A 20,833-nucleotide genomic window follows, 5' to 3' on the forward strand; every position below is an offset into this window, starting at 1 on the left:
AAAGTGTGTAATCATTTTTCCGTCTTATGTAATACCATCTTTTTTTCAATGACTTACGTCAATATATAAGAAAATTTAGATGGTATGAAAAACCTCCGTTCCTTCATAGGCTTACGCGAGTAATGCATTCGTCGGGTATCGCCCCTCCGCCCGATGGATGATGGCTCCGGAAGAAAAAGACGAGGAACGTGATGATGGCAGGGAACACGGAATTCAGGACGCGTATCTTTCCGCTGACGGCGCTGGTGCTGGCGATCTCGCTGGCCGGCTGTAGCGGCAGCTCGGACATTTCACAGCCGCTCGATGGCGGCAACGGTGGCATGGAGTCCGGTGATGGCTCCGGCGGTGACGATGGCTCTGGTGATGGCTCCGGCGGCGGCGATGGCTCCGGTGGCGGCGATGGTTCCGGTGGCGGCGATGGTTCCGGCGACGGTGGAGACGGCGCCGGTGATACCGCTTCCAGCAGCGAGCGAGTGCTGCAGGATGTCGCCGGCGCCTCGGGTGCGGTGGGCAGCACCGTCACGACGCTGGGGGGCAAGATCCAGCAGGTGGATGCTCCCGTGGTCAGCGGCGTGACCGACGGTACCGGCCAGGTCGTCCAGGACCTTGGCGGCGGTGTCGACAGCTTGGCCACGGGGCTGCGTGACGGGCTGGGCAACCTCAGCGAGAACGACAATGCCCTGGGCACGACGCTGGGCGGTGCGACGGGACTGGTGTCTCAGACCGGCAAGGCGGTCAGCAGCACGGGCGGTATCGTCGAGGGCCTGGGTTCCCTGCCGGTGCTGATGCAGGTGGAAGATGGCACCGGGGTGCTCGCCAGCGCGGGCGGCACGGTCGACCAGCTCGGCGCCACGATCACCGCGGTGGGAGATCGCCTGACCTTCACGCTGACCGACGAAGACGGCCACCTGTCGGGCCTGACGAGTGAGCTGACCGGCGTGGTCAGGCCGCTGGTCGTGAACCTGGAGGGGACCACCCAGCGCCTCGGTGACGCCCTGGTCGTTGGCCCCGTGGGCAGTCAACTGCTGGGCAAGACCGGTGGTGCCGTCGTCCTGCTGGGCGAGCGTCTGGGAGACGACGTGAGGCTCGCAGGCGTCGGCGACCTGGTGACTTCCACCGGTCAGTTGGTGGCCGATGCCGGCGGCCTGCTGTCCTCGAATGGTGGTGATGGCAGCCTGCTGGGAAGCGGTGGTGGTCTGCTGGGTGGCGTGACCGGCGGCCTGCTGGTCGGTGGCGACGGCGAGGTCGTCGGCGACGATAACCTGCTGACGGATTCCCTGTCCTCCGGTGGCGGCCTCCTTGGCGGCGATGGTGGCCTGCTGGGTGGCCTGGCCGGCGGCGATGGTGGCCTGCTGGGCGGCGTTGCCGGCGGCGACGGTGGCCTGCTGGGTGGCCTGGCCGGCGGCGACGGAGGCCTGCTGGGTGGCCTGGCCGGTGGCGATGGTGGCCTGCTGGGAGGCGACGGTGCCCTGCTGAGCGGCCTGGCCGGCGGCGATGGTGGCCTGCTGGGCGGCGTTGCCGGCGGTGACGGTGGCCTGCTGGGAGGCGACGGTGGCCTGCTTAGCGGCGTGACCGATGGCCTGCTGGGTGGCGACGCGGGTCTGCTCGGTGGCGGCGATAGCGGCGGCCTGCTGGGTGGTGGCTCGGGTCTGCTCGGCGGCGGCGATGACGGCGGCAGCTTGGGCGGTGCCGGCGGACTCCTCAGTGGCGTCTCGGATACCGTGGATGGCGTGACCGATGCCGTCGATGGTGTGACCGGCGGTGCCCTGCAGGGTGTGACCGGCACGGTGGACGACGTGGCGAACGGCCTGCTGGGCGGCTCCTCGTCCGATGGCGATGATGCCAGCGCCGATGGCGGCGGTGGTCTTCTCGGCAACCTGCTGGGCGGAAGCCTGCTCGGTAAGCGCTGAGGGCGATGACGCCACGCGTGTAACAGGGCCCGGCAAACGCCGGGCCCTTCGTCGTGTGTGCGTCCTGAGGCCGACAGTGGCCTGTATGGCAGCCCTTTATATTAGATTTTAATAATCTTTGGTTGTCATCGAGTGTGAAATTTGTACTAATTAGTTTCAGCCTTCGGCATGAAACGCTCGGGTAAAGCAATGCAGCCGATGCGCCAAACGCTCACACGATAATGATGCGACGGCGCCTTCGGAGCTGAATAGAACGCAGGGAAAAAACATGATGCCAAGGTTGAACGCGTCACGCGTGCGGCAGAGTCTTGTGCCACTGACCGCGATGACGGTCGTTTCGTTGTTGTCGGGGGCGGCGCAGGCCAATGATGTGCCATCGGTCATCGACGAGCGTCAGCCGACGCTGACACCGCCGGTGCAGGATACGCTGGAGCAGCAGGGAGAGGGCGGGGCAGAGATCAGCCTGCCCGGTGCCGCCGGGGCGATCGGCCCCGAGACGCAGGTGCCGGTGGAGCGCGTGCAGATTCGCGGTGGCAGTGTGTTCGAACTCGATGCCCTGAGTGCCCCCCTCCAGCCGCTCGTCGGGCAGCGCGTGAGTGTCGAGCGACTGGTCGAAGCCGTGGAAGCGATCTCGCGGCGCTACCAGGACGCCGGTTACCCCCTTTCCTATGCCTATCTGCCCAGCAACAACTTCCAAAACGGCACGCTGACCGTCGTGGTGGTCGAGGGCTATATCGCCCGCACCGAGATCGCCGTGGAGGATACGGCGGTGGCCCAGCGAGTCCGTCGGCTGGCCGAGCGGATGCGCGAGGAGCGCCCGCTGACGCGTGCGACCTTCGAGCGCTACACGGCGCTGATCGAGCGCATCCCGGGGGCGAGCCTGGCGGTCAAGGCGCCGGTGCCGCGCACCCCGTCCGGTGCCACCACCCTGCGTGTGGAGCAGCGGGACAGCGACCGCATCGACGCCGGCCTGACGCTCGGCGGTGGCGACAAGAACGACACCCAGGCGGTCGGCAACCTGGCCCTGCACAGCCATACGCGCTACGCGGAAACGCTCTCGTTTGCCTACCTGATGCCGGTCGACAACGAGGATACCTTCTATGCCGCCCAGTATCGCCAGGAGCTCGGTACCGACGGCCTGCGCCTGACCATGAGCGCCCAGCGCTTCGAGGGCGACGAGGAAGATCCGGTTCTGGTGAGCGGGCGGCCCTACGAGGTCGACCAGGAAAAGACGCGCGATCGCTATCGTCTGGGGCTCGACTATCCGCTGCTGCTGGAGCGCAATCGCCGCTGGAGCGTCGAGGCCAACGTCGAGCATCTCGACGAAACGGCCGACTATCGTTATCGCTCCGATCTGGGGCCGGGGCTGCGCGCCCGGCAGGATCTGAGTTACTCGACGCTGGAGCTGGGGACGCATTACCACCAGGGTAATGCCAACCGTCGCCTCGAGGCGCGTGGCGAGCTGCGTCAGGGTGTCGATCTGGGAGAGGCCCGGACCACCACCGAGATCCGCAATGTGGTCAACGGCGTCTCGGTGGCGGCCAACGGCCAGGAAGAACTCGAATACACGCGCGTCGAGCTCAACGGGCGATGGCTGGAGGCGCTGACGCCGAACTGGCGGCTGTCGACGCGCGTGGCCGGCTTCTGGTCGGACGACCGGCTGCCGGCGCCGGAGCGCGGCCAGTACGGCGCCGGCCGCTTTGCGCGTGGCTATGACGACGGCGAGGCCGAGGGCGAGCGTGGCTACGCCGGCGAGATCGAGCTGCGCTACCGCCACGCGCTGGGCGCGTCCTGGGCCTCGCATGTGTCGCCCTACCTGGTCATGGACGGCGCCCACACCGAGTTCAACGACAGCGATCTGGAATACGACCTGGCCTCGGTGGCCGGCGGCGTCGAGCTGAGCCGCGGCAGCATGTATCGTCTGGGGCTCGAGTATGCCTACCCCGTCGGCGATCTCCCCGCCGAGGACGCCTCCCGGGAAGGGCGGGTCAATGCGCGCCTGAGCTGGGACTTCGGCGGCTGACGGGCATGGCCCGGCGGTATGCCGGGCCATCGTACCGAAGTATGAGAAATGTCATTCTCCTACGCAGGCTGTCGGCAATGTCCTACAGGGGAAATGGCGTAAGTCGGTATTGTTGTCAGTGTGTCGCAGGGAAGTCGTCGGCCTCATCGGGGCCGACGAGTGGCCGCGAGTGATCGCGGCGATTCAGGGAACGTCATAATAAGCCAAGCGGAGTTCTACCATGAAAATATCCTCTCTCTATCAGGTGTTCGGCAAGGCCCATGCGAATCTGGCGAGCCGTCAACTTAATCGCCCCATCTATCGCCGGCAGCGGGGGGCCAGTGCGATAGAGTATGTGATGATTGCAGCTGTTATTTCGATAGTAGTGATCGCATCTGCAGCTTTGATTGGTCCTGACTTGGAAACGCTGTTTGATAAAGTGGAAACAGCGATAGATACTGAGGCTAGTAAACAGTAAATCCTAGGTGTGGGGTGTTATTAGGCGCAAACTTTCTATGGCGTTGTAACTAAGCCTAGGGGTTTAGATCAGATACAGGTAGGAACTGATTTTATGTCCCCCAGTGTACTGAAAAGCCTCGCCGCTGTATTGGTGGCGGTGGCCATCGGCCTGGCCTTCGCCGGCTGGCGGATGGCCAACGACGCGCCGGAGACGGTGGCGACGGCGCCGGCGGTGACCCCGCCGGCGCCCGCGGCCGCCGGGCATCCGGTGCTGACCGCGGCCCGCCGCCTGGCGGTGGGCACGCGGCTGGAGGCGCCCGGCGAGGGCCGGGCGCCGCTGCTTCGCGCTATCGATTATCCCCAGCCGCTGGACGAGAGCTTCGGTGCGCTTGCCGAGGTGGAGGGGCGGGTGCTGACCCGCCCCCTCGCCCCGGGGGACGTGCTGAGGCCCTCGCACTTCGCCGCCGGCGGCCTGCTGGCCGAGGCCGTGCCGGCGGGCAAGCGCGGCATCGCCGTCAGCGTCGACGAGGTGATCGGTAGCGGCGGCTTCGTGGCGCCGGGGGATCGCGTCGACGTCTTCTTCTACGCCCAGGACAGCGACGGCGAGCGCACACGCCTGGCGCGCCGGGTGCTGAGCGATGTCGAGGTGCTGAGCTTCGGCAACGCCCTGCGTGGCCAGCCTTCGCCCGAGGGTGATGAGGGCGGCGCCAAGCGCAGCGGGCGCACCGCGGTGCTGGCACTGGACGAGGCCCAGGCCCCGCGGCTGCTGCTGGCCGAGGAGACCGGCCGGCTGCGGCTGGCGGTGATCGGCGCCGAGGAGCGTCGCGCCGCCCTGGAACCCGCCATGCCCGAGGCCGGCGATGACTGGCTGATGCCGGCCTCCCTGTCGTTGGCCGATGCCCCGCGGGAGGATCTCGGCGAGCCGGTCGGCTTCGAGGCCCTGATGGCGCGCGACGGCGAGGCGAGCCCGGCACCGGCCGCGCGTCCGGTGCGCCGCAGTGGCGGGCGCCAGGTGGTCCAGCAGGTCGGCGGCGAGGTGCGCACCGTGCGCGTGGGCGGCTGAGACGATAACGACACGATAATCATCGGCCGCACGATAACGACAAGCGACACGATAATTTCAAGCAGGATGCAGGGAACAGCATGCAACGAGCGACGACTCCACCCCTCCGGCGGCCGCTGGCCCTTCCGCGTGTCTGGCCGACACTCCTGGCGATCTGGCTGGGCCTGATGGCGCTGGGGCTGTCCATGACGGCCCCGGCGCAGGAGGGCCGGCGCACGGTATCGCTGCTGGTCGGCGACCACCAGCGCCTCGACTACGGCGCCAGCATCGTGCGCACCGCGGTGGGCCGTGACGGTGTCGCCGACGTGCGCGTGGTGGGCGACCGCCAGCTGCTGGTGACCGGCATCGGTGCCGGGGCGACCTCGCTGAGCGTGTGGTTCGCCGGGCGGCAGACACCGCAGGCGGTGACGCTCGAGGTGCAGCCGGCGGGGGCCCGCTCGCTGGAGCCGGAGTATCGGGTCGAGGCGAGCGGCGAGCGCGGGCGCCTGATCGGCCAGACCCGTGCGCTGGATCGTCATGACGAGGCCCTGCAGCGCTTCGGCGACGCCCCGCCGGTGGATGCGACCCGACAGCTCGGGCCGGTGCAGATCCAGACCGATATCCGCGTCGTCGAGGTCAACCGCAGCCGGCTGCAGTCCTACGGTTTCTTCCTCGGTCGCAACAACGGCGGCAATACCCGCTACGCCGTCGGCCCCACCGACAGCGGCAGCAGCTTCATCAACGACAACAGCCTGGTAGCGCCGTTGAGCGAGGGCTTCTCGATCATCAGCGGCGACAACGACGGCTACCTGGGGGCGATCAGTGCCCTGCGCAACAACGGCTTCGCCTATACCCTGGCCGAGCCCAGCCTGGTGACCCTGTCCGGACAGAGCGCCTCCTTCCTGGCCGGGGGCGAGTTTCCCTTCCCCAGCAACAGCAGCGACGGCGACGTTTCGGTGGACTTCAAGGAGTTCGGCATCCGCCTGCAGCTGACGCCCACGGTGCTCGACAACCAGCGGATCATGCTCAAGGTGGCACCGGAAGTGAGCGAGCTGGATTTCACCCGCTCCGTGCAGTCCAGCGGCATCGCCGTGCCCTCGCTGAGCGTGCGTCGCACCGATACCACCGTGCAGCTCGGCGATGGTGAAAGCTTCATCATCAGCGGCCTGGTCAGCCAGTCCACCAGGCAGAGCGTCGACAAGTTCCCGGGGCTCGGCGACATCCCGGTGCTGGGGGCCTTCTTCCGCTCGACTCGCTTCGAGCGCGAGGAAACGGAGCTGATCATGATCGTCACGCCGCATCTGGTGTCGCCGATCGCCGCCGGGGTCGAGCTCGACGACCTGCCCGGCGAGGCGCTGGGGCGCTACGATCCGAGCTTCCTGGAGCTGCTGTTCGATCCCCAGGACGCCCGGGAGATCGAGCGGCTCGGCGATATCGGCTTTTCCCGCTAGGAGGTGGTATGGGGGCCTGGTCTTCGCTGACTCGACACAAACCGACCCCGTCGCGGTCGGCGCCCGACCTGACCGATGGCGCCCTCAAGGCGGCGCTGCACCGCGAGGTGATCGAGCGTCTGGAGGATGACGAGGGGCTGTTCGGCGACGAGCCCTCGGCCATGCTGGTGCGCATCGAGAGCCTGGTGCGGGACTATTTCGACCAGCGCGGCGAGCGGGTGCCGGTCGAGGCGCTGGAGTCGCTGGCGCGGGAGGTGCTCAACGAGGTCGCCGGCTACGGCCCCTTGCAGCCGCTGCTGGGCGATGACGATATCTCCGACATCCTGATCAACGGCCCGCACAATATCCTGGTCGAGCGCCAGGGGCGGCTGGAGGGCGTCGCGCAGCACTTCATCAATGATGCCCACGTGCTGCGCGTGGTGCGGCGAATGCTGGCCCCGCTCGGGCGGCGGCTCGACGAATCCAGCCCGATGGTCGATGCGCGACTGCCGGACGGCTCGCGGGTCAACGTGGTGATTCCGCCGCTGGCCCTGGACGGGCCCTGCGTGTCGATCCGCAAGTTCCGTCGTGAGGCCCTCACGGCCGAGGCGCTGATCCAGGGCCAGGCGGTGACCCCGGCGCTGATGGCCATGCTGCAGGCGGCGGTCGCCGAGCGTCGCAACATCCTGATCAGCGGCGCGACCGGCTCCGGCAAGACCACGCTGCTCAATATCCTCAGCCGCGACATCCCCGCCCATGAGCGGGTCGTGACCATCGAGGATGCCGCCGAGCTGCAGCTCGGCAACAGCCATGTGGTGCGCCTCGAGACCCGCCCGCCCAACAGCGAGGGGGAGGGGGAGGTCTCGGCCCGTCAGCTGGTGCGCAATGCGCTGCGCATGCGACCCGACCGGGTGATCCTCGGCGAGAGCCGCGGCGACGAGGCGCTGGACATGCTGCAGGCCATGAATACCGGCCACCTGGGCTCGATGAGCACGGTGCACGCCAACTCCGCCCGGGATGCCCTGGTGCGCCTGCAGATGATGGTGCGCCTGGCCGGCTTCGAGGGCAGCGATGGGCTGGTCAATCAGATCATCGCCACGGCCCTGGACCTGGTGGTGCATGTCACGCGGGACGCCGACGGCCATCGCCATGTGGTCGAGGTTCAGCAGGTGCGGGGGCTGAGAGAAGGCCGGGTCGAGCTGGCCCGCCTCTATCGCCATGAGGATCGTCGCCTGATCGACGCCGTCGACTGGCACAAGCATATCGAGGACGCCGCATGAGTGCCTGGCAACTCTGGGCCCTGACCATGGCGTTGCTGCTGGCCGCCGCCTGGCTGCTGTGGCGCAGCGCCAAGCACGAGAGCGACAGGACGCTGCGGGCCGAGAAGCCCAGGCGGCGTGCCCGGCGCATGCCGTCGGAATCGTTGATGCAGTGGCTGCTCGATTACCTGCTGGCCGCCGGCATTCATGCCACCCCCCGAGGAATTTGGCTCGTCGGGGGGCTGACCCTGGTGGCGGTCGTGGTGGCGCTGATGCTGCTGTCGCACCTTGTCGGTGCCCTGCTGGTGCTGGGGGCGCTGGTGCTGATCAATCTGAGCCTGAGGGGCCGGGCGCAGCTCCTGCGTCGACGGCTGCGTGCCCAGTTGCCGGCCTTCATGGAACGGGTGGTGCGTGATCTGGGCACCGGTGCCACCGTCGAGATCGCCTTCCGCCGCAACGGCGAGGCCTCCACCGGCCTGCTGCGCGAGGCCACCGCGCGGGTCAACGTGCGCCGCGAACTGGGCATGGAGCTCCACGAGGCGCTATATCGCGAGTCGCGGCTGCTCAAGCTCCAGGAGTTTGGCCTGCTGGCCACGGCGGTGGAGGTCAACCAGACCCACGGGGGCAGCCTGCGTGACATCCTGGGCAGCTTCGTCGAGCTGCTGCGTCAGCAGGAGAAGGGCCGCCGCGAACTGCGGGCGCTCACGGGCGAAACCCGCGTCACGGCCTTTGTGCTGGCGGCGGTGCCGGTGGCGATGGCGGGCTTCATGTGGTTCAGCAATCCCGAGTTCCTGGCGCCGATGTTGGACAGTGCCGGAGGTCGGATGGGGCTGTGGGTGGCCGTGCTGCTGGAGGTAGGCGGCTGTGTGGCGCTGTGGCGGATGCTCAAGTCGATATAGGAGAAGGCCATGGTGTGGCTGATGACGAGTGCCCTGCTGGTGCTGGCGGCGGCCGGGATCTGCCTGTGGCTGGCCCGTGCCGGGCGGCGCGAGATGCCGGGCACGGCTCCGGGCAGCGCATCGCCGGAGGGGGCGCCCCGTCGCCAGCAGGTGGCGGCCAGGGAGGCGCGGCTGATGGGCAGCGGCCGGGTGATCTGGCGCCGGCAGACCCGCGGCCGGCCCTGGCTGGCGGAGCTGGCGCTGGTGCTGCGTCAGGCAGGCTTCATCGGCACGCGTGCTCAGCTCCACCTGCTGTTTTGCGTGGCGCTGGTGCTCTTCGGTGTGTTCAGTGGCGGCGTGCTGCATGCCCTTCAGGGCGGGCAGACCTGGCTCTCGGCCATGATGACCGGGCTGGCCTTCGCCGCGCTGGCGGCCGTCGGCGCCTGGATCTGGCTGAAGCGGGTGCGCCGCCGCCGGGTGGCGCGCCTGAATGAAGAGGCCGACATGGTGATTCAGGTCACGCGCATGCTGTGGGAGTCGGGGATGACCCTGGAAGGCGTGCTGCGCGGCCTGATTCACAACCTGGATGACACCTGTCCCGAGAGCGTGCGGGAGCTGCGCTTGATCCTGCTGCGCATCGAGGCGGGGCAGGCCCGCGAAGAAGTGCTCGAGGAGCAGGCGGCCCTCCAGGCCAGTGAGGGGCTCGAGGACCTGCTCAAGTTGCTGGCGCAGATATCGTCATCCGGCGGCGGGGCGCGTCGGGCGATGCTCGACCTGAGCCAGCGGCTGCGCGATCGTCGCCGCATGCGTATCCAGGAGGCGGTGTCGAGCCTGTCGGGCAAGATGTCGCTGGTGATGATGGTGTTCCTGTTTCCGGCGCTGCTGATCGTGCTGGCCGGACCGGCGGTGATCAACCTGGGCGGCATGCTCCAGAGCCTGGGAAGTTGAGGTGCAAGCGATGATGACACGATGCCTTCGAGTCGGCCTGCCGACGCTGCTCATGGCGATCCTCAGCGGCTGTGCCGGGGGCATGCAGCCGATGTCTTTGATCGGGCTTGGGCAGCGCGACGAGGTGAAGGACGTCACCGGACCCTGCGGCGAACGCTACAGCGCCGATGTGGGGCTGCGTATCGACATGATCCGTCAGCAGATGGAAGACGGGCGCTCGCGTTCGGCGCTGGCCCACCTCGAGGAGAGCGGCTTTGACTACGCCGAGACGACCTTGATGAAGGGCGACGCCCTGCGTGATGCGGGGCGTCGCGACGAGTCGGATGCGGTCTACGAGACGCTGGCGACCGGCTGCCTGGCGGCCGATGCCTATCAGGGGATGGCGCGCAACGCGGTCGCCCGCGGTGATCGCCACGAGGCGTTGCTGTTGATGCAAGAAGCGCGCGGCGCGCGGCCCACCGATGCCGATATCCGCAACGACCTGGGATATCTGCTGCTGCTCGAGGGCCAGCACCGTCGGGCGAGGGAAGAGCTGCTGACGGCGCTCGAGCTGGGCGGGGCTGGCCGGCGTGCCGCCTCCAACCTGGTGCTGCTGATGATGCAGGAAGGGCGGGTCGTCGAGGCCGAGCGGCTGGCGCGTCGGTACGACCTGGATGATGAACTGCTGGTTCGGCTGCGCCGGCTGGCGACCGATGAGCGAGCCCGAGAACATGGATAACGTCGAGCAAGGAGATCGCGTGATGCGTTCCAGCAGGATGATGAAGCGTGTGCGGTGCCTGGGTGCCTGCGGGGCAATGCTGATCGCAGCTCCGCTGGCCTGGGCGCAGGATGATGTGCCTTCCGGACAGGGGGCGATGCCGACGGTGGATCACCGCCGTGCCGACGTGGGTGCGCGCACCGAGCGGCTGTTCGAGCTGCAGCGCAGCGGACGGATCGCCAGCCGGCACCGGCAATCGTTGTCCGGCGAGGTGCAGTCGCGGATCTATGATCGCTACCTGCAGAGCTTCACTCACGCGATTCCCGAACAGTACATCGACCTGAGCTTCGGTGAGTGATGACGACCTGCCGCTTCTACGGTCCGCGGCGCCAGCGTGGCGTGATCGGCGTGCTCGGGGCCTGTGTGATGACGCTCGTGGTCGTGTGCATCGCCCTGGCGCTGGATACCGGGCGGCTGTACATGGAGAAGCGGAATCTTCAGCGGGTGGCGGACTTGATTGCACTTTCTGTTGTATCGAGCTGTCATTATTTGGATGCCTGTGAGGAAAATGAACAACAAAGTTTCGCTCGTGAGGCAGCTTCGGAAAATGGCTATAGCCTGGATTTATCCGATGAGATCGTGGGAGCAGACCGTCTTGTCGCTGGCAAAGTCTTCGTGGCGGATGGCCGCTATGGATTTGATGGCAGTGCCGAGGTGAAAGATGCGGTAAAGGTCGAACTGAATCATTCGGTGCCGACGAACTTGATGGCCAATCTCGCAGGCTTGATTCCAGGGTATGATGTTGAGCCCAACACGACGTTGCACGCAATGGCCGTTGCCAGACAACGCAATGGTACTGTGACGTTCAGTGTTGGCTCTGGATTGCTGACATCAAAAGAAAGCGGCCTTCTCAAGACGTTGCTGGGTGATGAAACGACTGTCGATGCCTTAAGCCATAAGGGTTTAGCCAACGCAACGCTTTCTATTGGCGATCTGCTCGATTTGGGAGCCAAAGCCGGGACGGAAGACGGGCTGCTTCAGGATGTCGAGCTGGATATCGGGAAGTTGGCAGAATCTGATTTGGCTGCAATAGTTCGCGGCCAAGATGTTGCCACATCTAGTGTGGAGCTTTTTCAAGAAGCGTTGGTGTCGTTTATCGAGCTTGAACCTTCCAGTGATGCAAATGATGACTGTGATGAAGCTTCCTGTTTTCTGAAGCTCGGAGATCTTCTTGCTGTCGATTCCACCACGCCAGCCGAAGCCATGGAAGCTCAGATAGGTTTGCAGAATTTGTTGCATACAATGGTGCTAATGGGGAATGGGCGTTTTCTTGAAGTTGATAGCCTGGAAGCCAGTATTGCTGAGCTAGGCAGTGCCAATATTGTGCTTGACGTGATTGAATCGCCCCGTATAGCGGTGGGGCAGGCAGGTTGCGCCAACGGTACTGAAGGGTACTGCCAAGGCGAGTGGATTACCGAAGCTAGAACAGCTCAGCTTCGAATTGGAATGGAAGGGGTTGTTGAAGTGCCCCTGTTGGCTGATGTCAGTCTAAGAGCCGGCGTCTGGTCGGCGGGTACCCGTGCCGGTATCGATAAGGTAGAGGGTAATGAAGAGGATGGCTATAAACTGACCGTATCGGCCTATCACCAGCCTGTGGATCTTCAGCTAGAGTTAGAAGTTGGTATTCTCAGTGATACGCGTGTCTCAAATGATTCGGGTACGGGGATTACTCAAGGTGGTTTGGTGTCCAATCTTACTTCGTCTTTGGGGGTTTCTGGCGAAGGTGATCTGGTGGATAATGTCGTCAAGACAGCCGGAGGGGTGATCGATGGCTTGCTCAGCGGTGTTAGTGAACTTTTGGGAGGTAAGCAGACTCGAATTAATCCTGATGATGCGACCGAGATTCAATCGAGAAACTGTATTTTAGGTATTCTGTGCCTCAAGCCATGGTCCTATCATAGCGATGTTCCAACTCTCGAAGATGAGCTAGGGACTTCCGGTGGAAGTACAGATGGTTGGTCGGACGTTGATTTGGATGTCTGGGTGGAAAAACATGAAGCCAGCTGGGGTGGAAGTGTGATGTCTCCAAATCCTGGGCTGGTTTACTTCCCTGATGAAAATTCCATCAGCTTTTCGGGAAACATCTCTGACTTGACGGGCGATCTTGCATCCGCATTGCATCAGATTAATTTGGAGGTGAATGTGTTGGGTTTGGGCGTACATGGCTCCTCGCTCGCAACTCCTGTCGTGAATTTCATCGAAGAAGTTTTGAGGAAGGTTTTAACTCAGGTGGTCGCCGAAGAGGTGCTTGAACCCTTGTTGGGGGCACTCGGCGTGCAGGTTGGATCGGCGGATGTCCGTATCATCGATGTGGAACCCAGTCGGGGTGGCGGGGAGTTGGTGCTATGAGTTTAGCACGATACCGGTCAAGGCGCAGGGATAAGGGCTCAGTGGCTATAGAATTTGCCATCATCTTTCCGCTGTTTCTGTTGATCTTATATGCCATCGTCAGCTACGCCATCTGCTTTGCCGTGGTCTTTACCCTCCATGGTATAAGTTCGGATGCCGCGAGAGCCGTGCTTAGTATTGAGCGGACTGTATTGTTTTCAGGCGATCCGAATGCTGTCGATCAGGAGATTGCAGATGTTGTTAATAACTCATGGCTCAGTAGTGATTTGATCAGGGGATGTGTTGACGGTAATGATAAGCGATATGAACTCATTGAAGACAATGATCTGTTGAAGGTCTGCCTCGAGGTTCGCCTGACCGATGATGGAAGTGAAGGTGATGGCGGTAATGTTCTGTCCTTGCCGCGCCTGAGCCTACTGGGCATCACCGTACCTCATCTTGAGGCTCTCGAGTCCAGCTCAACCATCCGTCTATGACACGCCTTCGGCGGTGGGCAGGCGGGGGATTGCTTCTGCTGGCGCTTGGCGTCGCGGTGCCGAGTTGGGCCGCGGTCACCACCGTGGCCATTGCGCCCGGGGAGCCGGGCGGGCGGCTGGATCGCCAGCTGCTGAGTGAGCTCGACGATCGCCTGGAGGCCAGGGACGGCCCGGGCGCGCTGCGGGTGCTGTACCTGGAAGACGCTGAGGTCACCACGGCCAAGCTGCGCCGGGAGCTGGCCCTCATAGATGCTACAGGGATCATCCTGCTCCACGATGCGGCGATTGCCGCCTATCGAAAGGTATTGGCTTCCGGGGTGAGCCCGTCGCCGAGGTTGTCGGCCTATGGGGCTTTTTCGCCGGCCAATCGCCGCTGGCTGCGCCGCCAAGGCGCCGGGCATCTCGATCTGCTGCCGGTACTGCGGCGTCATCTGAGCTGGGTGCGACACGGCACCGGGGCCAGACGGCTCGTGGGTTGGGTGACGCAAGGCTCGCCGCTGCTGTCATTGGGGGATCTGCTGCTGGAGGGGGAGGCCCGGCTGGATGTCGTAAAGGTGCTCGGCCGTGATGCTCCGGTGGCGGGAGACAGGACCGAGCAGGTGCTGCTGGGGCTGCCCGGCAGGGTGCCGCGACAGCAGGCCGCCGAGGTGTTGGGCAGCCGACGAGGCGCCTGGTGCCTGATGCCGGAGTGGCTGGCCGACGGCTGCTTCGGCGGTGTTCAGCCGGACATGGCGGGGGTGGCCGATGGCCTGCTGCGCGGGCTCGAGCGAGGGGGCGGCGTGACGGCTCCGGCGGCGCCGCGGCTGGATTACGCCGGCCGCGGGCGGTTGTCGCCCGAGGTGCGTGACGGTGTGCAATACGTCAACGTGCCGGCCTCGGAGATCGGGCGCCGCGCCCGGGCGGAGCGGCTATGGCTCGGGGCGTTGCTGGTGGGTGCCGGTGCGATGCTCGCCCTGCTGAGCGCGCTCGGCATCGAGCGCCATCGCCGGCGCCAGCGTGCGCGCTTCGGCCTCGATGCGCAGACCGGGCTGCCGGGGCGGCCGCGGCTCGAGCAACGCCTGCAGCGTTACCTGGACAGCCAGCATCCCTTTCAGCTGTGCTGGGTCAGCTTCGATCGACTCGATGGCCTCCAGGAGACGCTGGGGCCGGCGGGCACCCAGGAGGCCATCCGGCGGATCGTCAAGCGGCTCAGGCGGGTCGCCCGCGGGGAAGGTTATGTGGCGCGCCTGGAGGGCGATGTCTTCGTCGTCATGAGCTTCCTGCCGATACACGAGAGCGGGGAATCGCCGGCCGGGACGATGTTCGCCGAGCGGCTGCAGGAGAGCCTGTCCGCTCCCTTTCGTGTCGGCACCAGTGACCGTCTGCTGCTGCCGCGCATCGGGCTCGTCCGCTCGGCGATGGGCCGCACGCCGTTCGGCCTGCTCGAGGAGGCCCAGGGCGCCGCCCGGCAGGTCCTGCGAGGCGGAGAGCGCCGCCCCCGGGAGCTGGTGCCCGGGGCGGTGGCGCCCGAGGAGCGCAGCCTGGCGCTGGCCGAGGCGCTGGCGGGCCTGTCCGACGAGGCGCTGGCCGAGCAGATGACACTGCTGGTTGAGCCTCGTTTCCTGCTGGCCGACCGCCGCTGCTGCGGCGGGGAGTTCCGCGCCTACTGGCGGCATCCGACCTGGGGCGAGGTGCCCGGGAAAGAATTGATGCGGCTGGCCGAGGCCGCGGGTCGGCGTGCGCTGCTGGATCGTACCCTCTGTAGGCTGGCCCTGGAGGCCCTGGCTCGCTCGGGATTGGCCGCGATGTCGGAGGGGCCACGTTTCGCACGCCCCATCTGGACCTTGCCGCTGGGGCTGGCGCAGTTGTCCGATGCCGACTTCATCGACGCCCTGGTCGAGCGCTGCCAGGCACTGGGACTGGCGACGGACGGTGTGGAGCTGCAGTGGCATGGTGAGGAGTTGCACGAGCCATGGCCGCTGCAGCCGGCGATTCGCTACTGCCGGGCATGCGGCTTCGGGGTGGTGCTCAAGGGGCTGGTGCACTCTCGTCAGGCGCTCGAGGCCATCTTCCGTCAACCACTGACGCGACTGGCGCTCGAGTCGCGGCTCATGCGCGGCGTGCCCGCCGATCAGGCGTCGATCCTGCTGATCAAGAGCCTGCGCGACATGGTCAAGCTGGCGGGGCGCCATATCACCGTGACCGGGGTCACCACCTCGGACCAGCTGGTGGCCATTCGCGGCATGAACTTCGTTTCGGTGCAGGGGCCGCTGTTCGGTGGTCCGCAGCCGGTGGAGGTTCTGGTGAAGCGCCTGGCGGCGGACGAATCGGCACGAGCGGGCCGCGCGGGCGATCCGTCCCTCAAGGGCGCGGTCGAGCCTGACGACGCATGACAGTGAGGTGCCAAGAGAAGAAGGCGGTGTCGCGTGTCGCGACGACGCGATGAGAGGGCCGTCGGCGTCCGGTGGCGGAGTGCTCGCTCTGCGGGTGGCTCCTGCGTGAAACGAAAAGGGCCCGGCAATCGCCGGGCCCTCGAGGTGCTGCGGCCGGTCTCGAATCAGCCCCGTGAGGCCTCGTCTTCGTCGTCATCGTCGGTGGCGGCGATCAGCTGCAGCTGCTCGTAGAACCGCGGCGCGGGCTCGGGTTGCGGCTCGGCGGGCGTCTCGAGCGCCACGGGCATGCCCCCCGGCACTTCCACGACCTCGCGCAGCCGCGAGTAATCCACCGCGTAGTCGAGCCCCTCGGTGCTGGCGTCGACCTCATCCAGGGCCTCGGTGACGCGCTGGATGGTGGTGCCCTGCTTCTCGTCCAGGTAGGGGTAGGCCTGGACGTAGAGGGTGCCGTCGGACCAGCCCAGCTTGAAGCTTTCGTTGATGATGCGCACCTGGGTGCCCACCGAGACCTGGTCGAACAGGGTCTCCACGTCTTCGGGCAGCATGCGCACACAGCCGTGGGAGACCCGCATGCCCACGCCCTCCGGCTTGTTGGTGCCGTGGATCAGGTAGCCCGGAATGCCGAGGCGCATCTTGCGAGTGCCCAGCGGGTTGTCGGGGCCGGCGGGTACGACGCTCGGCAGCGGGTCGCCGGCCTCGGCGTGTTCCCGGCGGATCGATGCCGGCGGGTACCAGGCCGGATTGCGGACCATCTGGGTGATGGTGGTGTTGCCCAGCGGGGTCTCCCAGTCCTGGCGGCCCACGCCGAGCGGGTAGGTCTGGACGATGCGCCGTTCACCATCCTCGGTCGGCGGATAGTAGTAGAGCCGCATCTCGGCGACGTTGATCACGATGTCGTTACGCGGGACGTCGGGCAGGATGAACTGGCCGGGGATCGTCACCTCGGTCCCTTCGCCGGGGTACCAGACGCTGACGTCGGGGTTGGCTCGGACCATGGCGCGATAGCCGATGCCGTGCTCGTGGCCGATGTCGATCAGGGTGTCTTCTTTCTCGGCCTCGATGGTGTAGACCTCGCCGACCAGGTCGCCTTCCTCGGGCAGGTAATAGTAGCCGCGGGGCAGGTCCTCGCTGGCCTGCAGCGGGGCGGCGAGGGCGGTGGTCAGCCCGACCAGCAGGGTCGTGCGGGCCACGGTGCTGCGCAGGGGTGAAGGGATCATCTTGGTCATGTCTCGAATCGGGGGCGTCAGGGGTCGCTCCGCTCGCGCGGAGCGGCCATGTCGTTAGAGTGCCCGAGGTGGCGACGGTTCGCCAGTCGCCACCGCGGACTTCAGGCGGCTTCGGCCTTGCGGTTGAAGTGGTCGAGCAGCGCCTCGACCTCCGAGAAGCGCGCGTCCTCGCCTTCCATGTCGGCCTCGAAGCGCAGGGTGTCGGCGCCATCGAGGCGATAGCGATCGGGCTGGCGCTGGATCAGCTCCACCAGGATCAGCGGGTCGACGCCGGTATGGCCGGCGAAGATCACCCGGCCCTTCTCGGGGCCGGCCTCGAGGCGGGCGATGCCCAGCCGCTCGGCGCGCTGGCGCAGGCGGGTCTGGCGCAGCAGGGTCTTGACCGGCGCCGGCAGCAGGCCGAAGCGGTCGATCATCTCCACCTGCAGCTCCTTGAGCTCGGCCTCGGTCTCGGCGCCGGCGATGCGCTTGTACATCACCAGGCGCTGCTGGACGTCGTGGAGGTAGTCGTCCGGGATCAGTGCCGGCAGGTTGAGGCTGACCTCGACGCCCTCGTCGAGCGGTGCCTCGATGTTGGGCGTCTTGCCCTCGCGGATGGCCTTCACGGCGCGGTCGAGCATCTGCATATAGAGGCTGTAGCCGAGCGCCTCCATCTGGCCGCTCTGTTCCTCGCCGAGCAGCTCGCCGGCGCCACGGATCTCCATGTCGTGGCTGGCCAGGGTGAAGCCGGCGCCCAGGTCCTCGGCCTGGCCGATGGCCTCCAGGCGCTTGACCGCATCGCGGCTCATGGCCCGCGGCGGCGGGGCCAGCAGGTAGGCATAGGCCTGGTGGTGGCTGCGCCCGACCCGACCGCGTAGCTGGTGCAGCTGGGCCAGGCCGAACTTGTCGGCACGCTCGATGACGATGGTGTTGGCGCTCGGCACGTCGATGCCGGTCTCGATGATGGTCGAGCACACCAGCACGTTGAAGCGCTTGTGGTAGAAGTCCGACATCACGCGCTCCAAGGCGCGCTCGGGCAGCTGGCCGTGGGCCACGCCGACTCGCGCCTCGGGTACCAGCTCGCGGATCGTCTCCGCGGCGGTCTCGATGGTCTTGACCTCGTTGTGCAGGAAGTAGACCTGGCCGCCGCGCAGGATCTCGCGCAGGATCGCCTCCTTGATCACCGCCTCGTCGCGCTGCTGGACGAAGGTCTTCACCGACAGCCGGCGGGCGGGCGGGGTGGCGATGATCGACAGGTCGCGGATGCCGCTCATGGCCATGTTGAGCGTGCGCGGAATCGGCGTGGCGGTGAGCGTGAGGATGTCGACCTCGGCGCGCAGGCCCTTGAGACGCTCCTTCTGGGCGACGCCGAAGCGATGTTCCTCGTCGATGATCAGAAGGCCCATCTTGGGGAAGCGCATCGACTTGGACAGCAGCTTGTGGGTGCCGATGACGATGTCGGCCTGGCCTTCCTCGATGCGCTTGGCGGCCGCGCTCTGGCCCTGTCCGCCGGTGAAGCGAGAGACCAGCTCGATGTTGACCGCGGTGTCGGCGAAGCGGTCGCGGAAGTTCTCGTAATGCTGGCGGGCGAGCAGGGTGGTGGGCACCAGCACGACGACCTGCTGGCCGGAGTGCACCGCCAGGAAGGCGGCGCGCATCGCCACCTCGGTCTTGCCGAAGCCGACGTCGCCACAGACCACGCGGTCCATGGGCCTGGGGGCGGTCATGTCGCCGACCACCGCCTCGATGGCGGCGCGCTGGTCGGGCGTCTCCTCGAAGGGGAAGCTGGCGGCGAAGCGTGCGTACTCGGCGTCCGGCGCCTCGCAGGCGAAGCCTTCCCGGGCCTCGCGGCGGGCGTAGACGTCGAGCAGTTCGGCGGCGGTGTCGCGGATGCGCTCGGCGGCCTTCTTCTTGGCCTTGTCCCACTGCTCGGAGCCGAGCCGGTGCAGCGGCGCCAGCTCGTCGTCGACGCCGGCGTAGCGCGAGATCAGATGCAGGCTGTCCACCGGCACGTACAGCTTGGCGCCGTCGGCGTATTCCAGGGTGACGAATTCCGCCGCCTGGCCGCCGGCCTCCAGCGTCTCCAGGCCACGATAGCGGCCGACGCCGTGGGCCTGATGGACCACCGGGGCGCCGGGCTTGAGCTCGGCCAGGTGGCGGATCGCCAGCTCGTTGTCGTCGGTGGCCCTTTCACGGCGGCGGCTCTGGCGCACCACCTCGCCGTAGAGCTCGGTCTCGCCGATCACGGCGATATCCGGCGACTCGAGCCACAGGCCGGCGTCGATGGTGCCCTCGGTGATGGCGGTGCGTGACTCGCCGTCGAGGAAGGCCGTGAAGTCATCGACGTGGGGCAGGGGCAGGTTCAGCGGCGCGAGCGTTTCCTCGAGCGCCTCGCGGCGGCCGCGGGACTCGGCGACGAACAGCACTCGGGTGGCGTCGTGCTCGGTGAGGAAGTCCTCGAGCTCGGCCAGCGGACGCTTGGCGCGGGCGTTGACCGGCAGGTTCGGCGCCGGCCGCGCCGCCGGCGCCAGGGCATGGCGGTGCTCGGCGTCGTCGGTGAGCTCGACCCGCGGATGGCGCTTGATGGCGCCGAATGCCTCGGCCACCGGCACGAAGGCGCGATGAGGCGGCAGCAGCGGCCGCGTCGGATCGACGCCGAGGTTCTCATAGCGGCTCTCGATGGCCGCCCAATGGTGTTCGGCGGCCTCGAACACGCCGGGCAGCAGCGCGATGCGAGTGCTCTCGGCCAGGTGCTCGAACAGCGTCGCCGTCTCGTCGAAGAACAGCGGCAGGTACTGCTCCAGGCCGGGGGAGGGGATGCCCTTGAGGGCATCGACGTAGAGCGGGCACTGGCGCGGGTCGACGTCGAACAGCGTCTCGAAGCCCTCGCGGAAGCAGGCGATGGCGCCGCGGGACAGCGAGTACTCGTGGGCGGGCAGCAGCTCGATGCGCTCGACCCTGTCGGCGCTGCGCTGGGTATCGGGATCGAAGTGGCGCAGGGTGTCGATCTCGTCGTCGAACAGGTCGATGCGCAGCGGCGCATCGTAGCCCATCGGGAAGAGGTCGATCAGCGCGCCGCGCAGCGCGTATTCGCCGGGCTCGAAGACGGTCTCCACCGCGCGGTAGCCGGCGCGCGACAGGCGGTCGCGGAAGCCCTCGCGGTCCAGCGTGGTCCCCACCTCGAGCGTCATCACCCGGCCGGCGATGTAGTCCACCGGCGGCAGGCGCTGCATGAGGGTGTTGATCGGCACCAGCACGATGCCGTGCTCGCCGTCCTGCAGGCGGCGCAGGGTGCGCAGTCGGGCCGAGACGATGTCCTGGTGGGGCGAGAAGCTGTCGTAGGGCAGCGTCTCCCAGTCGGGGAAGGGCAGCACCGGCAGCCGTGAATAGAAGGCCAGGTCGTCTTCCAGGCGCTGGGCGGCGGCGGTGTCGGTGGTGACCACCAGCAGCGGCGCGTCCTCGGCGAGGTGCGCCAGGGCCAGGGCGGTCGCGCTGCCGGGAGGCGTCTGCCAGTAGAGGGTGTCGCGCAGGCCCGTGGGGCGGGGCGGGTCGAGAGGCGAGAAGGTCGGCATGGGCGTCGCTTGCGTCGTGTCCAATGGGTGACTGGGGGCATCATAACAGTCCGGCACCGTCATGTAGTGAAACCCGAATTCCTGTAAATCCCCTACAGCGTCTGCGACTATCCCTCGATTGCCCCCTGGTGCCCGCCCTCGGATAATGCCTCTCGAATCTCAACCCCACGGAGA

Annotated in this window: 15 protein-coding genes; 13 read left to right on the forward strand and 2 right to left on the reverse strand. The window is 66.6% G+C overall.

What is annotated here, in order from left to right; translation table 11 throughout:
• The first annotated feature begins 194 nt into the window (after positions 1–194).
• From ACGTNF_RS01965 to ACGTNF_RS02025, 13 genes are all read left to right on the forward strand, one after another.
• A complete protein-coding gene (locus ACGTNF_RS01965) occupies positions 195–1,910 on the forward strand; it encodes a collagen-like triple helix repeat-containing protein (protein ID WP_394600207.1) in 1,716 nt (571 codons plus the stop codon).
• A gap of 370 nt (positions 1,911–2,280) precedes the next feature.
• The gene (locus tag ACGTNF_RS01970; protein WP_394600208.1) at positions 2,281–3,933 is read left to right on the forward strand and encodes a ShlB/FhaC/HecB family hemolysin secretion/activation protein; all 1,653 of its coding nucleotides are present in this window, start codon (positions 2,281–2,283) and stop codon (positions 3,931–3,933) included.
• A gap of 220 nt (positions 3,934–4,153) precedes the next feature.
• Positions 4,154–4,390: a Flp family type IVb pilin gene (locus ACGTNF_RS01975; RefSeq protein ID WP_394600210.1), complete on the forward strand. Its 237-nt coding sequence runs from the start codon at positions 4,154–4,156 to the stop codon at positions 4,388–4,390.
• A 93-nt stretch (positions 4,391–4,483) separates the two neighbouring features.
• A complete protein-coding gene (gene cpaB, locus ACGTNF_RS01980; RefSeq protein ID WP_394600211.1) occupies positions 4,484–5,434 on the forward strand; it encodes a Flp pilus assembly protein CpaB in 951 nt (316 codons plus the stop codon).
• 80 nt (positions 5,435–5,514) lie between these two features.
• Entirely contained in the window at positions 5,515–6,864 is a 1,350-nt protein-coding gene (locus tag ACGTNF_RS01985; RefSeq protein ID WP_394600212.1) for a type II and III secretion system protein family protein, read from the forward strand.
• An 8-nt stretch (positions 6,865–6,872) separates the two neighbouring features.
• Positions 6,873–8,123 carry a TadA family conjugal transfer-associated ATPase gene (locus tag ACGTNF_RS01990; protein WP_394600213.1) on the forward strand — a complete coding sequence of 417 codons (1,251 nt, stop codon included), beginning with the start codon at positions 6,873–6,875 and terminating at the stop codon, positions 8,121–8,123.
• Positions 8,120–9,001 (forward strand): type II secretion system F family protein, encoded by an 882-nt coding sequence (locus ACGTNF_RS01995; protein WP_394600214.1) that lies wholly within the window; start codon positions 8,120–8,122, stop codon positions 8,999–9,001. Before ACGTNF_RS01990 ends, ACGTNF_RS01995 begins: the two co-directional genes overlap by 4 nt.
• 21 nt (positions 9,002–9,022) lie before the next feature.
• The gene (locus ACGTNF_RS02000; protein ID WP_394600215.1) at positions 9,023–9,928 is read left to right on the forward strand and encodes a type II secretion system F family protein; all 906 of its coding nucleotides are present in this window, start codon (positions 9,023–9,025) and stop codon (positions 9,926–9,928) included.
• Positions 9,929–9,938: 10 nt separating this feature from the next.
• Positions 9,939–10,646, forward strand: a complete 708-nt coding sequence (locus tag ACGTNF_RS02005; RefSeq protein ID WP_394600216.1) for a tetratricopeptide repeat protein — start codon at positions 9,939–9,941, stop codon at positions 10,644–10,646.
• Positions 10,639–10,983 (forward strand): DUF3613 domain-containing protein, encoded by a 345-nt coding sequence (locus tag ACGTNF_RS02010; protein WP_394600217.1) that lies wholly within the window; start codon positions 10,639–10,641, stop codon positions 10,981–10,983. Before ACGTNF_RS02005 ends, ACGTNF_RS02010 begins: the two co-directional genes overlap by 8 nt.
• Positions 10,983–13,034: a pilus assembly protein TadG-related protein gene (locus ACGTNF_RS02015; RefSeq protein ID WP_394600218.1), complete on the forward strand. Its 2,052-nt coding sequence runs from the start codon at positions 10,983–10,985 to the stop codon at positions 13,032–13,034. The genes ACGTNF_RS02010 and ACGTNF_RS02015 overlap by 1 nt, the downstream gene beginning before the upstream one ends.
• Positions 13,031–13,510 (forward strand): TadE/TadG family type IV pilus assembly protein, encoded by a 480-nt coding sequence (locus ACGTNF_RS02020; RefSeq protein ID WP_394600219.1) that lies wholly within the window; start codon positions 13,031–13,033, stop codon positions 13,508–13,510. The genes ACGTNF_RS02015 and ACGTNF_RS02020 overlap by 4 nt, the downstream gene beginning before the upstream one ends.
• 29 nt (positions 13,511–13,539) lie before the next feature.
• Positions 13,540–15,882: an EAL domain-containing protein gene (locus ACGTNF_RS02025; RefSeq protein ID WP_394600220.1), complete on the forward strand. Its 2,343-nt coding sequence runs from the start codon at positions 13,540–13,542 to the stop codon at positions 15,880–15,882.
• 164 nt (positions 15,883–16,046) lie between these two features.
• On the opposite strand, the gene ACGTNF_RS02030 is transcribed toward ACGTNF_RS02025, so the two are convergent.
• Both ACGTNF_RS02030 and mfd read right to left on the reverse strand, forming a co-directional pair.
• On the reverse strand, positions 16,047–17,108 hold the full coding sequence (locus tag ACGTNF_RS02030) for a L,D-transpeptidase family protein (RefSeq protein WP_394600221.1): 1,062 nt from the start codon (positions 17,106–17,108) through the stop codon (positions 16,047–16,049).
• 101 nt (positions 17,109–17,209) lie between these two features.
• Complete coding sequence (gene mfd / locus ACGTNF_RS02035) at positions 17,210–20,659, reverse strand: transcription-repair coupling factor (RefSeq protein ID WP_394600222.1); 3,450 nt, start codon at positions 20,657–20,659, stop codon at positions 17,210–17,212.
• Positions 20,660–20,833: the final 174 nt, after the last annotated feature.

It is taken from the genome of Halomonas sp. B23F22_10 (genome assembly GCF_043496975.1).
GTDB lineage: Bacteria > Pseudomonadota > Gammaproteobacteria > Pseudomonadales > Halomonadaceae > Halomonas > Halomonas smyrnensis.

Excerpts from the sequence above, each read along its gene's own strand:
- ACGTNF_RS01965 (WP_394600207.1), top strand. The coding sequence starts at position 195 with ATGGCAGGGAACACGGAATTCAGGACGCGTATCTTTCCGCTGACGGCG.
- ACGTNF_RS01975 (WP_394600210.1), top strand. The coding sequence starts at position 4,154 with ATGAAAATATCCTCTCTCTATCAGGTGTTCGGCAAGGCCCATGCGAAT.
- cpaB (WP_394600211.1), top strand. The coding sequence starts at position 4,484 with ATGTCCCCCAGTGTACTGAAAAGCCTCGCCGCTGTATTGGTGGCGGTG.
- ACGTNF_RS01985 (WP_394600212.1), top strand. The coding sequence starts at position 5,515 with ATGCAACGAGCGACGACTCCACCCCTCCGGCGGCCGCTGGCCCTTCCG.
- ACGTNF_RS01990 (WP_394600213.1), top strand. The coding sequence starts at position 6,873 with ATGGGGGCCTGGTCTTCGCTGACTCGACACAAACCGACCCCGTCGCGG.
- ACGTNF_RS01995 (WP_394600214.1), top strand. The coding sequence starts at position 8,120 with ATGAGTGCCTGGCAACTCTGGGCCCTGACCATGGCGTTGCTGCTGGCC.
- ACGTNF_RS02000 (WP_394600215.1), top strand. The coding sequence starts at position 9,023 with ATGACGAGTGCCCTGCTGGTGCTGGCGGCGGCCGGGATCTGCCTGTGG.
- ACGTNF_RS02005 (WP_394600216.1), top strand. The coding sequence starts at position 9,939 with ATGATGACACGATGCCTTCGAGTCGGCCTGCCGACGCTGCTCATGGCG.
- ACGTNF_RS02010 (WP_394600217.1), top strand. The coding sequence starts at position 10,639 with ATGGATAACGTCGAGCAAGGAGATCGCGTGATGCGTTCCAGCAGGATG.
- ACGTNF_RS02015 (WP_394600218.1), top strand. The coding sequence starts at position 10,983 with ATGACGACCTGCCGCTTCTACGGTCCGCGGCGCCAGCGTGGCGTGATC.
- ACGTNF_RS02020 (WP_394600219.1), top strand. The coding sequence starts at position 13,031 with ATGAGTTTAGCACGATACCGGTCAAGGCGCAGGGATAAGGGCTCAGTG.
- ACGTNF_RS02030 (WP_394600221.1), bottom strand. The coding sequence starts at position 17,108 with ATGACCAAGATGATCCCTTCACCCCTGCGCAGCACCGTGGCCCGCACG.
- mfd (WP_394600222.1), bottom strand. The coding sequence starts at position 20,659 with ATGCCGACCTTCTCGCCTCTCGACCCGCCCCGCCCCACGGGCCTGCGC.